This is a genomic window from Streptomyces niger, from assembly GCF_000718305.1.
Lineage (GTDB): Bacteria > Actinomycetota > Actinomycetes > Streptomycetales > Streptomycetaceae > Streptomyces > Streptomyces niger.
On record NZ_JOFQ01000028.1, the window covers coordinates 62,414 to 77,277 of the forward strand.

Sequence of the window (14,864 nt, forward strand, 5' to 3'; positions counted from 1 at the left end):
ACGGGCGGACCGTACGGCCCGCCCGTCCGCCCCACACCCGCCGATCACCCGTGCCGCAGGCTCCAGGCCCGCACACCCCTGCACAGAGGCCCCTTGCCCAGCCACCCCCCCCCCGCCGCCGCTGGAGGAAGGACTCCGCACATGCACCCGCACCAGCCCAGAGCGAGACGCCAGGCCGTACAGCGGCTCGGCATCACCGCCGCCGCGGCCGCCACCCTGCTCGCCACCATGGCCCTGCCCGGCGCCGCCGCCTCCCCGGACGGTGGCAGCGCGGCCGACACCGCCCGAGTCCTGGTCTTCTCCAAGACCGCCGGCTTCCGCCACGACTCGATCCCCGAGGGCATCGCCGCGGTCAAGGACCTCGGCGCCCGGCACGGCTTCGCCGTCGACGCCACCGAGGACGCCGCCGCCTTCACCACCGCCAACCTCGCCCGCTACGACGCCGTCGTCTTCCTCTCCACCACCGGCGACGTCCTCGACGCCACCCAGCAGTCGGCCTTCGAGAAGTACATCGCCGCCGGCGGTGGTTATGTCGGCGTGCACGCCGCCGCCGACACCGAGTACGACTGGCCCTTCTACGGCGGCCTGGCCGGCGCCTACTTCCAGTCGCACCCGGCCATCCAGCCCGCGACCCTGCGCATCGAGGACCGCGCCCACCCCGCCACCGCCCACCTGCCGGCGGCCTGGGAACGCACCGACGAGTGGTACAACTACCGCACCAACCCGCGCGACCACGCCCACGTCCTCGCCACCCTCGACGAATCGACGTACACCGGCGGCACGATGGGCGCGGACCACCCGTTCGCCTGGTGCCAGGAGTACCGCGGCGGCCGCGCCTTCTACACCGGCGCGGGCCACACCAAGGAGTCCTACGCCGACTCCGCCTTCCGCACCCACCTCCTCGGCGGCATCCGCTACGCCGCGGGCCTCGCCCAGGCCGACTGCCGCCCGGAGAAGGGCTACACCCCCCTGTTCGACGGCACCCGGACGAGCCTTGAGGGCTGGAAGCAGGCGGGCCCCGGCTCCTTCACCCTGAACGAGGACGACGGGACGCTCACCTCCGACGGCGGCATGGGCATGCTCTGGTACGCCGCGAAGGAGCAGCACGCCTACTCCCTGAAGCTGGACTGGAAGATGGCCGGCGAGTCCGGCGACGACAACTCCGGCGTCTACGTGGGCTTCCCCGCCTCCGACGACCCCTGGTCCGCCGTGAACAACGGCTACGAGATCCAGATCGACGCCACGGACACCCCCGACCACACCACCGGCTCCGTCTACGGCTTCAAGGCCGCGGACATCAAGGCCAGGGACGCCGCCCTGAACCCGCCGGGGGAGTGGAACACCTACGAGATCCGCGTCCAGGGCGAACGCCTGAAGGTGTTCCTCAACGGCCGCAAGATCAACGACTTCACCAACCACGACCCGGCCCGCTCCCTCCGCCAGGGCTACGTCGGCATCCAGAACCACGGCCCCGACGACAAGGTCTCCTTCCGCCAGATCCGCATCAAGGCGCTGGGGGAGAAGGGGGCGTAGGGCGGGGGTGGTGACTGACAGGGCCTCGGACGGGGCTGCTCCGCGCATGAGATGACGGGCACGGCTTCTTACGGCGGTACGGCGGTACGGCAGCACGACTGCGGTACGGCAGTGCATCAGTACGGCAGTACAGCAACGGATACGGGAGGGCGCATGGGCAAGGGGACGGGTACGGGCCAGGAGACGGCGAGGCGGGAGGGTGGCCCGGGTGATCCGGGCGCCGGCCGTACTGGCGGTACTGGCGGTACTGAGGGTACTGGTCGCACCGGTGGTAGCGGCGGTACCGGCCGCACCGGCGTATGGCTGATCGGCGCCCGCGGCTCGGTGGCCACGACCGTCGTCGCCGGTTGCGCGGCACTCGTCGCCGGCCTGCACGAACCGACCGGCATGGTCACCGAGTCGGCGGCCTTCGCCGACGTCCCGCTGCCACCGCTGGACTCCCTCGTCTTCGGCGGCCACGACATCACGTCCTGCCCGCTCCCCAAGCGCGCCGAACAACTGGCCGCCGGCGGCGTCCTGCCCCATGGCCTGCCCCGCTCGCTGCAGACCGAACTCGCCGCTGCCGACGCCGAGATCCGCCCCGGCGGACCCCAGCCCGGTGACACCCGCGACGACGAAGCCCTGGTGGCCGCGTTCGCCACGGACCTGCGCACCTTCCGCCGCACGCACGACCTGGACCGCGTGGTCGTCATCAACGTCGCATCGACGGAAGCCGCGCCGGGCACCGAAAGCGCTGGCGGGGAGGGTGCCGGCGAGCGGCCCTCCGCCGACCGCCTCCCCGCCAGCTCCCGCTACGCGCTCGCCGCCCTGCGCGCCGGCTGCTCGTACGTCAACTTCACGCCCTCCACCGGCCTGCACCACCCGGTCCTGCGCGACATGGCCCGCTGCAGCGGACTCCCGTACGCGGGCCGGGACGGCAAGACCGGCCAGACCCTGCTGCGCTCCGTCCTCGCACCGATGATGGCCCAGCGCGCGCTGACCGTACGGGCCTGGTCCGGTACGAACCTCCTCGGCGGCGGAGACGGTGCCGCACTCGCCGACCCGGCCGCCGCCGCGGCCAAGAACGCCGGCAAGGCCGCCGTACTCCGCGACACCCTGGGCGAACTCCCGCCCGGTGAAGTCCACATCGACAACGTCCCGGCGCTGGGCGACTGGAAGACGGCCTGGGACCACATCGCGGTCGACGGCTTCCTCGGCAGCCGAGTGATCCTCCAGACCATCTGGCAGGGCTGCGATTCGGCGCTCGCCGCACCGCTGGTGCTCGACCTGGCCCGCCTGGTCGCCGCCGCCCACGCCGCGGGTCTCAGCGGCCCGCTCCCCGAACTCGGCTTCTTCTTCAAGGACCCGGACGGCGGCCCGGCGGCTCTGGCCGACCAGTACACGGCCCTGACCACCACCTTCGCCACCCGACTCCGGGAGGCCCACGCATGACCCCCTTCCCCCGCTTCCCCCGCTTCCTCCACCTGCCCCCTCGCTCCTTCCTCCCGTCCTCCTCCCGCTTCCTCCGCCTGTCCCCCCGAGCCCGTCGTTCCGGTCCCCACCGCCTCGCTCACCTGAACGCCCCGGTGGGCCTGTCCGGCGTGAGACGCCGTACGGGCGCCCAGGGGCCACCGGCGCCTCCGGGACATGCGTCGGGGCCTCCGGGACATGCGTCGGGGCCGGACACCCCGGCGGCTCGCTCCGCGAGGGCGGCCCGTTCCCGCTCCGCGAGGGCGGCCGACTCCCGCTCCGCGAGGGCGGCCGACTCCCGCTCCCCCCGTTCCTCGGGCTCACCACGGGACTGGGCGGAGCTGCTACGGATCTCCGCACCGGCCAGCGTCCCCGGCGACCTCCTCGCCGGTGCCGCGGCCGCCGGCCTGCGCCCCAACACCCGTACCGCCCTGGCCACCCTCTCCTCCCTCTTCCTCTACGAGGCGGGCATGGCCCTGAACGACTGGGCCGACCGCGACATCGACGCCCTGGAACGCCCGCACCGTCCCCTACCCTCCGGCCGCATCACCCCCACCGCCGCCCTCGCGGCGGCCGGCGGCCTCACGGCGGCCGGCCTCGCCTTCGCGGCAGCCGCCGGCCGCCCGGCCCTGGTTACCGGCACCGCCTTGGCCGCCACCGTGTGGGCCTACGACCTGCACCTCAAGAACACCCCCGCCGGCCCCGCAGCGATGGCCTGCGCCCGCACCCTCGACCTCCTCCAAGGCGCCATCGCCACCACCGCACCCGACGCTCCCACGTCCCCTGCCGCTCGTCGCGCCCTCCCCTCGGCCGCCCTGCTCGGCGCCCACACCTTCACGGTCACCACCGTTTCCCGCCGCGAGACCCAAGGCTCCTCCACGGCGCTGCCCCTCCTCTCCCTGGCAGCCATCACCGCCCTGTCCCACGCCGCAGGGGCTCGCTTCCCCTCCCGCGGCCCCCACGCGTCCCGCAGCCCCGGGCGCACCGAGACCGTCACGGCTCGGACATCGGCAACCGCCTCCACCACCATCGCCTCGCTCCTCGCCGCGGGTTACGCCGCTACCGCTGCCCGCCCCCTCCTCGTCGCCGCGCTCAACCCGTCGCCGTACTTCCTCCAGCGGGCCGTCGGCGGCGGCATCCGCGCGATGATCCCGTTGCAGGCGGCCCTCGCCGCACGAGCCGGTGCGCCGGTCATCGGGTCCACGGTGCTCGCCCTCATCCCCGTCGCCCGTCGCCTGTCCCGAAAGGTCAGCCCGACATGACGCCGACACCCCCGCGACCACCGTCCCCTAACAACACCCCCCACCACTCACCGGCACCGCCCCCGCCACCGGCACCAGCACCGTCATCGCCACCGGCACCGGTATCGGAGCCGCCACCGTCATCGGCATCGACACCGGCATCGCCACCACCACTGCCACTGTCACCGCCACCGGCATCGGTATCGGCGCCGACAACGCTGTCACCAACGGCCCCGCTCTCGCCGATGGCTTCGCCCCCGCCCCCGTCGCCGCTACGCCTCGCCTACGGAACGAATGGCCTCACCGACCTGCGCCTGACCGACGCCCTCTCCCTCCTCTCCGACCTCGGCTACGACGGCGTCGCCCTCACCCTCGACCACATGCATCTCGACCCCCTCGCCCCGGGCCTGGCCGCCCGCACCGCGCGGGTCGCCGAGACACTACGAGCCACGAATCTCGCCGTCGCCATCGAAACCGGCGCCCGCTACGTACTCGACCCGCGCCGCAAACACCACCCCACTCTCATCGACCCCGACCCGCAGGCTCGCGCCGCCCGCGCCGATCTGCTGCGCACCGCCGTACGCATCGGCGCCGACCTGGGCGCCATCGCCGTGCACTGCTTCAGCGGCATACGTGATCCCGGCAGCAAGGACACCGACTCCTGGCAGCGCCTGGCCGCCGCCCTGACCCCGGTCGCCGAGGCGGCCTCCGACGCCGGGCTGCCGCTCGCCGTGGAGCCGGAACCCGGACACCTCCTCTCCGACCTCGCCGGTTTCCATCACCTCCGTACGCTGATGTGCGAACCCGACCCGGCCGTACTCGGGCTGACCCTGGACATCGGCCACTGCCAGTGCCTGGAACCGCTGACACCCGCTGAGTGCATACGCGCCGCCGCCCCCTGGACGCGGCACGTCCAGCTGGAGGACATGCGTCGCGGCGTCCACGAGCACCTGCCCTTCGGAGACGGCGAGATCGACTTCCCCCCGGTGCTCGCCGCCCTCCGCGACACCACCTACCAAGGCCTGGTGAGCGTCGAGTTGCCCCGCCACTCCCACGCCGGCCCCACCCAGGCCCAAGCCTCCCTCCACTTCCTCCGCTCCACTCTCACCAAGACTCTCCAGTCCCCAGCCCGAACCGCCACCACCGCAACCGCCGCCACCGCAACCGCCACCACCCGTAACGGAGGTGACTCGTCCTGACCCCCGACGACGCTTGGATCGCCCGTCTCGACAAGGCGCTCCGCGACCGCCTCGGTGGTGGCGCCCGCGCCTGGCTGGACGAGGCCCTCGCCGAAGCCACCGCCCACGCCGCCGCATCCGGAGCCACCGCCCGGAGGCCCGCCCCCGGGGACACCATCACGGGCCCCCGCGCCGCAGCCACCCCGGCGGCACCCGCCCCCGGCCCGGGAACCCCGGCGGCACCAGCCTCCGGCGCAACCGCTCCGGCGACCCCCGCTCCCGCCCGAGACACTCCCACCCCCGCCGTGTGGGAGATGCGGTTCGCGTCCGCCGGGCGGCACTGCGTGCGGGGGGAACCGCCGCATCATGCCGACCCGGAGGCCGCCGAAGCCGCGCGCGTGCTGATCCTGTGCGCCGCCCGAGCCGACGGCCCCACCGTCACTCGGCTCTACGAGCACGGCACGGCCGCCGAGCGCCGGGCCGTACTCTCCGCACTGCCGCAGCTGCCGTTGGGCACCGACGGTCGTGCCGGCGTGCCGCTCATCGAGGACGCCTTGCGGACGAACGACACGCGGTTGGTCGCCGCGGCCGTGGGCCCGTACGCCGCACGGCATCTCGATGCGCACGCCTGGCGGCACGCCGTGCTCAAGTGCCTGTTCACCGGTGTGTCGGTGGACGCCGTCGCCGGTCTCGCCGAACGCTCTCGCGGTGACGCCGAACTCGCCCGCATGCTCGGCGACTACGCCCGCGAACGCACCTCAGCCGGCCGTCCCGTACCCGACGATCTTCCTCGCGTCCTCGCACTCACCCAGATGTCCCCCCTGTCCGCCGACGTGTCCGCCGGCCCGTCCGTCAGATCGCCCTCCAGCTCGGCCACCGGCCCGTCCGTCAGGCCGTCCGCCAGCTGCTCGTCCACCGGCCCGTCCGCCAGCTCGTCCACCGGTCCGTCCTTCGGCCCGTCCTCCGAGGAGGCGTAACCCCGATGCGTATCTTCGATCCGCACATCCACATGACCTCCCGCACCACCGACGACTACGAGGCCATGTACGCGGCGGGCGTGCGCGCCCTCGTCGAGCCGGCCTTCTGGCTGGGGCAGCCGCGGACCTCACCGGCGAGCTTCTTCGACTATTTCGACTCCCTTCTCGGCTGGGAGCCCTTCCGGGCCGCCCAGCACGGCATCGCCCATCACTGCACCATCGCGCTCAACCCCAAAGAGGCGAACGACCCCCGCTGTACCCCCGTCCTCGACGCACTGCCCCGCTACCTCGTAAAAGACTCGGTCGTCGCCGTCGGCGAGATCGGCTACGACTCGATGACCCCGGCCGAGGACCACGCTCTGGCCGCTCAGCTCCAACTCGCCGCGGACCACGGCCTGCCGGCCCTCGTCCACACCCCCCACCGCGACAAGGCCGCCGGGCTCAAACGCACCCTCGACGTCCTGCGCGAATCCGACCTTCCCCCCGATCGTGTCGTCCTGGACCATCTCAATGAAACAACCGTAGGGGATGCCACTGACAGTGGCTGCTGGCTGGGCTTTTCCATCTATCCGGACACCAAGATGGACCCGGAGCGGATGGTGCGGATCCTCCGCGTGCACGGCACGGAGCGGGTGCTCGTCAACTCCGCGGCCGACTGGGGCCGCAGCGACCCGCTGAAGACCCGGCACGTCGGCGAGGCCATGCTCGCGGCCGGCTTCTCCGACGACGAAGTGGACCAGGTGCTCTGGCGCAACCCCGTCGCCTTCTACGGCCAAAGCGGGCGGCTGACCCTGGACATCGCCGACCCCGGCGCCCTCCACGAGGGCAACTCCATCCTCCGCGGCGGGGAATGAGGAGGCGAAGAACCGATGCGTTTCCGGCACCCCGACGGCTCCACCATCCACCTCGCGTACTGCACCAACGTCCACCCGGCCGAAACGCTGGACGGCGTCCTCGACCAGCTGCGCGACCACTGCGAGCCCGTACGCAAACGGCTCGGCCGCGACCGGCTCGGCATCGGCCTCTGGCTGGCGCGCGCCGCGGCCCGCGTGCTGTCCACCGATCCCTCGGCCCTCCGCCTCCTGCGCAAGGAGCTGGACTCGCGCGGCCTGGAGGTGGTCACCCTCAACGGCTTCCCGTACGAAGGGTTCGGCGACAGCCAAGTCAAGTACCGGGTCTATCGGCCGGACTGGACCGAGCCCGCCCGGCTGGAGTACACCACCGACCTCGCCCGGTTGCTGACCGCGCTGCTGCCCGACGACGCCACCGAAGGCACCATCTCCACCCTTCCGCTCGCCTGGCGTACGGACTTCGACGAGCACCGACGCGCGACCGCACTGCAAGCGCTGCGCACCCTCAGCGCACGCCTGGACGCGCTCCAGGACACCACCGGCCGCAACATCCGCGTCGGCCTGGAACCGGAGCCGGGCTGCACCATCGAAACACTCGCGGACGCCCTCGACGCCCTGACCGGTACGGGAGCTCTGACCGGTACGGACGCCCTGCCCGAGACACACGCCCTGGCCGGTACGGACGCCCTGATCGGTACGCCAGGCACACCGACCGGTACGCCAGGCACGCCGACCGGTACGCCAGGCACACCAACCGTCCCCACCCACCGCATCGGCGTCTGCGTCGACACCTGCCACCTCGCCACCTCCTTCGAGGAACCCGGTCCCGCGCTGGACGCCCTGCACCGCGCGGGCATCCCCGTCGTCAAGACGCAGCTCTCCGCCGCCCTGCACGCCGAGCATCCCGAGCGGGCGGAGGTCCGCGACGCCCTCAATGCCTTCGCCGAACCTCGCTTCCTGCACCAGACCCGCACCCGCACCGCGCAGGGACAACTGCTCGCCACCGACGACCTCGACGAGGCGCTCGGAAACCACGATCGGGGGAGCGGTCCGGGGCTACCCACCGGCGCACCGTGGCGCGCCCACTTCCACGTACCGCTGCACGCACCGCCGCAGGCACCCCTCACCTCCACCCTGCCCGTGCTCCAGGACACGCTCGCCCGTCTCGTCGGCCCGGCCGCGCCACCGCGCACCCACCACCTGGAGGTCGAGACGTACACCTGGCAGGCCCTGCCGCCCGAGCTCCGGCCGCGTACCCGTGCCCGGCTCGCCGACGGCATCGCCGCCGAACTCGCCCTCGCCCGTGACCTGCTGACCGACCTCGGCCTCAAGGAGCTGCCATGACCGCGCCCGAGAGCAGCCCCGGCGACTCCGCCGACACCGCGGCGGCCCCCGCCGACCCCGCAGCGCCACCCCAGCCCCTCCTCGTCCTCGACGTCGTCGGCCTCACGCCCCGTCTCCTCGACCACATGCCGCACCTGAAGGCGCTGGCCACGGACGGCTCGTACGTTCCGCTGCGTACCGTCCTGCCGGCCGTCACCTGCACGGTGCAGTCGACGATCCTCACCGGCGCGCTCCCCTCCCAGCACGGCATCGTCGGGAACGGCTGGTACTTCCGCGACGTCGGCGAGGTCCACCTCTGGCGGCAACACAACGCCCTGGTCGGCGGCGACAAACTGTGGGACGCGGCCCGCCGCGCCCACCCCGGCTACACCGTCGCCAACATCTGCTGGTGGTACGCCATGGGTGCCGACGTCGACTGGACCGTCACACCCCGGCCCATCTACTACGCCGACGGCCGCAAGGAACCCGACTGCTACACCCGGCCGCCCGCCCTCCACGACGAACTCACCGACCTGCTGGGCCCCTTCCCCCTCTTCACCTACTGGGGGCCCACGGCCTCCCTCACCTCCTCCCGCTGGATCACCGACGCCACCCGCCACGTCCTGCGCACCCGCCACCCCGACCTCACCCTCTGCTACCTGCCACACCTCGACTACGACCTGCAGCGCTACGGCCCCGACGACCCCCGCTCGCACGCGGCCGCCGCCGCACTCGACACCGTCATCGCCCCCCTCCTCGACGACGCCCGCTCGGCCGGCGTCACCGTCGTCGCCCTGTCCGAATACGGCATCACCCGAGCCCGCCGCCCCGTCGACATCAACCGCACACTGCGCCGGGCCGGCCTGCTGGAGGTGCACACCCAGGACGGAATGGAATACCTCGACCCGACCGCCTCCCGGGCCTTCGCCGTAGCGGACCACCAGATCGCGCACGTCTACGTACGCCGCCCCGAGGACCTCGACGCCACCCGCGAAGCCCTCGCGGACCTGCCCGGCATCGCCGAACTCCTCGACGACGCGGGCAAGAAGCAGCACGGACTGGACCACCCGCGCGCCGGCGAACTCGTCGCCGTCGCCGAACCCGACGCGTGGTTCACGTACTACTACTGGCTCGACGACGCGCGCGCACCGGACTTCGCGCGCCTGGTCGAGATCCACCGCAAACCCGGCTACGACCCCGCCGAACTCTTCATGGACCCGCGCGACCCCTACGTACGGCTACGCGCCGCCACCGCGCTCGCCCGCAAGAAGACCGGCATGCGCTACCGCATGGCCGTCGTCCCCCTCGATCCCGAGCCCGTACGCGGCAGTCACGGGCGTATCCCGGACCACGAGGACGACGGACCCGTCCTGATCTGTTCCACCGCAGGCACGCTCACCACCCCCCTCGCTGCGACCGACGTGAAGTCCTTGCTCCTCAAGCTTGCCGCACGGCACTGACAATCGACCTTGGAGCCGTAATGACCAGCGACGTTCCCAACCCGCGCACCTCACGCCACCCCGAGCTCGCGCGCACCCTCGCCCGCCGAGGCTTCCTCGGCGTGGCCGCCGGCGCCACCGCCGCGGCCGTCCTCGGCGCCTCGCAGGCCCAGGCCGCGCAGGCCGGCCGGGCCCTCGACGCCGCGACCGTCGGCGGCCACCGCCCCGTCGTCCCGCCGGGCCGCCTCGGCATCCAGCTCTACACCCTCCGCGACAAGACCTCGTCCCTCGGCTTCGCCAGAGTCTTCGAGGAACTGGCCCGCTACGGATACGACGAGGTCGAGTTCGCCGGGTACACCCAAGGCTCGGCCGGGCCCATCACCCTGGCCCAGCTGAAGCGACTGTTGCGGAACAACGGGCTGCGCGGCATCGGAAGCCACGTCGGCTACTACTCCTCCGACCCCAACGCGTACACCTTCGCCACCAACCTCACGAAGGTGCTCGACGACGCCGAGGCCCTCGGCCTGCCGTACGTGGGCACCGCCTCCGGTCCTGACCGTTACGGGAACACCGTCGACGGCTGGAAGCGTGCCGCCGAGGACTTCAACACCTACGGAGCGGCGGCCAGGGCCCGCGGCATGTACTTCTACCAGCACAATCACGCGGAGGAGTTCGCCTTCGCCACGGACGACCCGAAGGTGCGGCTCTACGACGTCCTCCTTGCGGAGACCGACCCCTCCCTCGTGCGGCTGGAGATGGACATCTACTGGGCGTACGTGGCGCAGCACCGTTTCTCCAAGCGCCCCGACGGCTCCCCGGCACCCTTCGAACCGCTCGACTACGTGCTCGCCGCCCCGGCCCGCTACCCGCTCTTCCACGTCAAGGACGGCGAGCACGACGAGGCCGAGCGGGACGGCTACCACATGGTCGACGTGGGCGACGGCGACATCGACTATCGCCGTTTCATCAGCCGCGTGGACCGCCTGCCCGGTCGCAAGTACCGCAACTGGCTCGTCGAACGCGACGACGCCGTGGACCCCGCCGCCAACCCCGCCGGCTCCCTCACCACGGCCCGCCGCTCCGCGAGCTACCTCCGTCACCTGCGCGGCTAGCACCGCCTTCCGACACCGCCGCCCCTCACACCCCCTTCGTGCATCGTGCAGGCAGAGCAGCTGTCAGGACGGCTGCCAGGTCGGCTGCCAGGAAGGTGGTCGGGACGGCTGCCCGAAGGCGGCCAGGACGGTTGTCAGGACGGCTGCCGTTCCGGGTAGCCGCTCCGTGAGACGGCGGTTCCGCCCCTTACGTGCTCCTCGTCCGGGCCGGGTAGTGTGCCCCACGATCACGCACTACCCGACCCAGATTGGCGACACGACATGAGCGAGTGGACGCCCACCACGCCGACCACGACCGGCGAAGCCCCGCGCTCCCACGCGGCTTCGGTATCGGACGAGGCGGCGCGGGAGCGGCTGCTGTACCTGCGCGGCAGCATCGACAACCTCGACGCCGCGCTGGTGCATCTGCTCGCCGAGCGCTTCAAGTGCACGCAGCAGGTCGGCGAGCTCAAGGCCCGGCACAGCCTGCCGCCCGCCGACCCGGCCCGCGAGGCCACCCAGATCGCCCGCCTCCGCCGCCTCGCGGAAGACGCCAAACTCGACCCGGCCTTCGCCGAGAAGTTCCTCAACTTCATCATCGAAGAGGTCGTCCGCCACCACAAAGCGATCGCCAAGAACGCCGAAGCAGAAGAGAACGGCCGCTGACACCCCACCGGGGCATCACCGACCGCCGCTCCTGTGCAAGTGAGCCGTGCCCTCAAGGGCACGGCTCACTCGCTGCCGGCGCCCTCACAGCTCCCGTACGAACGACACGCGGTCCAGCCCCGGCCCGTCGTAGTCCGTGTGCACCTCCACCCCGTCCTCCGTACGGTCGCCCGCCTCGATCCGGAACCCCATCCGAGTGTGGTACGCGATGGAGTTCCGGTTCACCGGACTCGTGATGGAACGGACGCGGGACCGGCCGTGCTCCCGGACGAGGTCGAAGAACCGCTGGTAAAGGGCGCTGCCCAGCCCCCCGCGCTGCGCCTCCGGGTGCACACCCACGAAGTGGATGTAGGCCGTGTCGGGATCGGTCTGGGACAGAAAACCGATGAGGAAGGCCCGCAGCGCCGCCCCGCCCCTCGTGCCCGCCGGGTCAGGCTCCTCCACGAGAAGGCTCGTCCCCGCGAAGTGCTGCAGGAACAGCCGCGGCACCAGAAGACGGCGCTGCTGAGCACCCGCCTCGCCGCCCATACCGCCCCACCAGTCGGTCAGCGCCCCCTGAAGCGCCGCGTGGTCCGAGGGGCGCGGATGCCGCACCGTGAGGCCGGACACAAACGGCTCGAGCGATTCGTGGTCAGTCGATCGCACAGTCATACGAGGAGCGTACGGGGATCACCATGGCTCCCCGCCAGCAGCTCACCCACCCTTCCCGGAGACGCAGGCGGAGCCGGGACCGAGGGCCGCTCGCCCCGACACCGCCCCCCTCTCCCACACCCCACCCACCGCTGGTAACCATCCGTACCACTCCCCAACACATGCCGTGATCAGCGCAAACGCCAAGACGAGGGCCACTCGTCACCTGCCCCGCCCCTCCCATAAGCGTCACTTATGTCCCCGCGGATACGGGTGTGAAACCCACTCCGAAACCTTGGTATTGTTGTCCATGTCGCCGCGGGCAAGGCCCCGCGCCGACGACACCTGGTCCGGGTGGCGGAATGGCAGACGCGCTAGCTTGAGGTGCTAGTGCCCTTTATCGGGCGTGGGGGTTCAAGTCCCCCCTCGGACACAACTCTCTCACCATCGAAGTGCTGGCCGGGAACGATCCCGACCAGCACTTTGCTTTGTGCGTGGTGATAGTCCATGCGTACGCCGAGCTCGGCGTACGCTGCTGGTCGAACAGGCGCCGGGACGAGGGAGCCCACCGGTTACTGGATGACCAACCTGCCCGCCCCCCCCGCTCGCGGCTCTGGGCGGCGGGCCAAGATGTGCTGGTGTATCGAGCACGATTACCGCGAACGGAAGCACGGCCTGGGCCTGGAGCACTTCAAAGGCCGCACCTGGCGCGGCTGGCAGTCTGCAAGGTGAATGCAGCAACAACCCTGCTTCACACCGGCGAGTGAACCACGCTGCCCGACCAGTGAACCCAAGCCGGCAACCAGACACTGATTTGCAGGACAGGGGCCGCAGGCGGAGGGATCGCAGGAGGTTTCCCAAGGGCATCGCCAACGCATTCCAGGGTTGTCACGGCTGCGATGGCCGAGCCCCGCACCAGGCCGCTGACCGCCTGGGCCCTGCGGTCCGCTCAGAGGATTTCTGCGACAGCGGCACCGCGTCTTCGCTTCGCCTTCTACGAACGCGTTTTCACTGGAGAGCACCAGGACCCGGCCACCTCCCGGGCCTGGCCACTGCTGCGCGCCAACGCCCTGGTGTGCGGGAAATGGTTCTGAGGCGGTCTGGGGTGTGGTGTGAGGAGGGCAACGGGTGTGCTGTCGGATTTCCAGCACATGGGGTGCGTGGTGAGTGCCCCGACCTACTGGGTGCGGGACTGGTTAGCAGATTGCTGGATGCAGGCGGGGCAAGGGATCGGCCCGCCCCGCTTCAGCGTCCGGGAACTGGCTGGGGAGCATGACTGGGATTTCAGGTGCGACGTAAGGGCCTGAGCGGTCTGTAAACGCTGCGCAGGAGCAGTAGTGGTCCGGTCGCCCTCGCTCAGTTCTTCCCTCGTTACGTCTGTCGTCCGCATGGCGTGAAGGGGGCTGATTGATTCATTAGCTGCCAGTTGTGAGAATGGTTTTTTCGCACTGCTGTCGTAATTGCCGTGGTTCGGCATGGGGGTGTTCCCCGCCGGCCCCAGGACGGTGGGCAGCTGACTGATGGAACGTGGGGGTGTACGGGTGACGGGCCGGGGGCTGCAGTCCGCTGCGGCGGGCGCAGGGGTGATCGCCGTCGGGGGAGACGCGAGTGGACGCTGCAGTAGGAGCGAGTTGCCGGCTGGCAGCCTGGGGGCTTCGACCCCTCCCAGCCTGTCCGTGAAGCAGTTCAAGGGACAGGCCTCGTGAAGATCAACCTCGAGCCGGAGGCGATTCCGCAGTACACCGGGCACCTGGGGACGCTGGAGAAGGACTATGCGGCGCTGAAGAAGGATGCCGCGAACATCCGCTCCACCGGGGCGGACGTCCACTCCCACTTCCAGGGCCTGTCCGCGTACTACAAGGCTCCGGAGGCCGAGCAGCTCTTCGCCACGACCAAGCCGGTGAAGGACCGGGCCGATGCCTTCGCCGATGATCTGGAGACCGTTGCCGCGGCGCTGGCGGACTACGCGGAGGAGATCCGGCCGCTGAAGACCAAGCTGGAGGACCTGAAGAAGCAGGCACAAGCCTTCATCCGGGATCACCAGGACGATGACGACGCGGACTACGACGACGAGCTGACGGCCGAGCACAATCGGATCCGCGACGACATCAACGCCACCGTCGCCGCCTTCTGGGCGGCGGAGCGTACCTGCTACAACAAGATCGTTGCCCTGTGGAACGGCCCGAAGATGGTGGCCGGGGACGGCTCGAAGAAGGAGCACCAGTACGGCTTCAGGGCGGAGGATCTGAAGAACGCGAAGGTGCCGTGGGGCGATCCGGTGGAGCTGAAGCACCACTGGTACGACGTCGGCCATTGGGTGAAGTCCTTCGCGTGGGACGGGATCGTCGTTGACGGGATCTGGGGGACCATCAAGGGGTTGGGCACCTTGGTGGGTGTTGATGGTTGGGATGCTGCGGGGCAGGCGTGGAAGGGGCTGGCGCAGCTGGTGACCGGCCTGGCTTTCGCTGTCTCGCCCGGCGTGCAGA

At 71.2% G+C, this 14,864-nt stretch carries 11 protein-coding genes, 1 tRNA gene and 2 pseudogenes; 13 read left to right on the top strand and 1 reads right to left on the bottom strand.

The window, feature by feature from the left end:
- Positions 1-141 precede the first annotated feature (141 nt).
- The 10 genes from IF20_RS33520 to IF20_RS33565 all read left to right on the top strand — a co-directional run bounded on the left by IF20_RS33520 (position 142) and on the right by IF20_RS33565 (position 11,748).
- Complete coding sequence (locus IF20_RS33520; protein WP_052869201.1) at positions 142-1,533, top strand: ThuA domain-containing protein; 1,392 nt, start codon at positions 142-144, stop codon at positions 1,531-1,533.
- 153 nt (positions 1,534-1,686) lie between these two features.
- Positions 1,687-2,964, top strand: coding sequence for an inositol-3-phosphate synthase (locus IF20_RS33525; RefSeq protein ID WP_110944792.1), 1,278 nt, complete (start codon positions 1,687-1,689; stop codon positions 2,962-2,964).
- On the top strand, positions 2,961-4,244 hold the full coding sequence (locus tag IF20_RS33530; protein WP_234426937.1) for an SCO3242 family prenyltransferase: 1,284 nt from the start codon (positions 2,961-2,963) through the stop codon (positions 4,242-4,244). Before IF20_RS33525 ends, IF20_RS33530 begins: the two co-directional genes overlap by 4 nt.
- 224 nt (positions 4,245-4,468) lie before the next feature.
- Positions 4,469-5,422, top strand: a complete 954-nt coding sequence (locus IF20_RS33535) for a sugar phosphate isomerase/epimerase family protein (RefSeq protein WP_234426938.1) — start codon at positions 4,469-4,471, stop codon at positions 5,420-5,422.
- Positions 5,423-5,439: 17 nt separating this feature from the next.
- A complete protein-coding gene (locus IF20_RS33540) occupies positions 5,440-6,378 on the top strand; it encodes an EboA domain-containing protein (protein ID WP_199896878.1) in 939 nt (312 codons plus the stop codon).
- 5 nt (positions 6,379-6,383) lie between these two features.
- On the top strand, positions 6,384-7,232 hold the full coding sequence (locus IF20_RS33545) for a TatD family hydrolase (RefSeq protein ID WP_052869202.1): 849 nt from the start codon (positions 6,384-6,386) through the stop codon (positions 7,230-7,232).
- Positions 7,233-7,247: 15 nt separating this feature from the next.
- A complete protein-coding gene (eboE, locus tag IF20_RS33550) occupies positions 7,248-8,573 on the top strand; it encodes a metabolite traffic protein EboE (RefSeq protein ID WP_052869203.1) in 1,326 nt (441 codons plus the stop codon).
- Positions 8,570-10,012 carry a nucleotide pyrophosphatase/phosphodiesterase family protein gene (locus tag IF20_RS33555; RefSeq protein WP_052869204.1) on the top strand — a complete coding sequence of 481 codons (1,443 nt, stop codon included), beginning with the start codon at positions 8,570-8,572 and terminating at the stop codon, positions 10,010-10,012. Before eboE ends, IF20_RS33555 begins: the two co-directional genes overlap by 4 nt.
- 20 nt (positions 10,013-10,032) lie before the next feature.
- Entirely contained in the window at positions 10,033-11,103 is a 1,071-nt protein-coding gene (locus IF20_RS33560; RefSeq protein ID WP_052869205.1) for a sugar phosphate isomerase/epimerase family protein, read from the top strand.
- A gap of 261 nt (positions 11,104-11,364) precedes the next feature.
- Positions 11,365-11,748: a chorismate mutase gene (locus IF20_RS33565; RefSeq protein WP_110944795.1), complete on the top strand. Its 384-nt coding sequence runs from the start codon at positions 11,365-11,367 to the stop codon at positions 11,746-11,748.
- 84 nt (positions 11,749-11,832) lie between these two features.
- On the opposite strand, the gene IF20_RS33570 is transcribed toward IF20_RS33565, so the two are convergent.
- Positions 11,833-12,399 (bottom strand): GNAT family N-acetyltransferase, encoded by a 567-nt coding sequence (locus tag IF20_RS33570; protein WP_052869206.1) that lies wholly within the window; start codon positions 12,397-12,399, stop codon positions 11,833-11,835.
- A 327-nt stretch (positions 12,400-12,726) separates the two neighbouring features.
- Here IF20_RS33570 and IF20_RS33575 point away from each other — a divergent pair.
- The 3 genes and pseudogenes from IF20_RS33575 to IF20_RS33580 all read left to right on the top strand — a co-directional run.
- Positions 12,727-12,811: transfer RNA gene (locus IF20_RS33575), tRNA-Leu, on the top strand.
- 128 nt (positions 12,812-12,939) lie between these two features.
- Positions 12,940-13,095 (top strand): annotated as a pseudogene (locus IF20_RS41050) (IS701 family transposase); the annotation flags it as partial.
- A 985-nt stretch (positions 13,096-14,080) separates the two neighbouring features.
- A pseudogene (locus IF20_RS33580) lies at positions 14,081-14,864 on the top strand (ADP-ribosyltransferase); the annotation flags it as partial.

Coding starts and splice junctions, on each gene's coding strand:
- IF20_RS33520 (WP_052869201.1), top strand. CDS start 142: ATGCACCCGCACCAGCCCAGAGCGAGACGCCAGGCCGTACAGCGGCTC.
- IF20_RS33525 (WP_110944792.1), top strand. CDS start 1,687: ATGGGCAAGGGGACGGGTACGGGCCAGGAGACGGCGAGGCGGGAGGGT.
- IF20_RS33530 (WP_234426937.1), top strand. CDS start 2,961: ATGACCCCCTTCCCCCGCTTCCCCCGCTTCCTCCACCTGCCCCCTCGC.
- IF20_RS33535 (WP_234426938.1), top strand. CDS start 4,469: ATGGCTTCGCCCCCGCCCCCGTCGCCGCTACGCCTCGCCTACGGAACG.
- IF20_RS33545 (WP_052869202.1), top strand. CDS start 6,384: ATGCGTATCTTCGATCCGCACATCCACATGACCTCCCGCACCACCGAC.
- eboE (WP_052869203.1), top strand. CDS start 7,248: ATGCGTTTCCGGCACCCCGACGGCTCCACCATCCACCTCGCGTACTGC.
- IF20_RS33555 (WP_052869204.1), top strand. CDS start 8,570: ATGACCGCGCCCGAGAGCAGCCCCGGCGACTCCGCCGACACCGCGGCG.
- IF20_RS33560 (WP_052869205.1), top strand. CDS start 10,033: ATGACCAGCGACGTTCCCAACCCGCGCACCTCACGCCACCCCGAGCTC.
- IF20_RS33565 (WP_110944795.1), top strand. CDS start 11,365: ATGAGCGAGTGGACGCCCACCACGCCGACCACGACCGGCGAAGCCCCG.
- IF20_RS33570 (WP_052869206.1), bottom strand. CDS start 12,399: ATGACTGTGCGATCGACTGACCACGAATCGCTCGAGCCGTTTGTGTCC.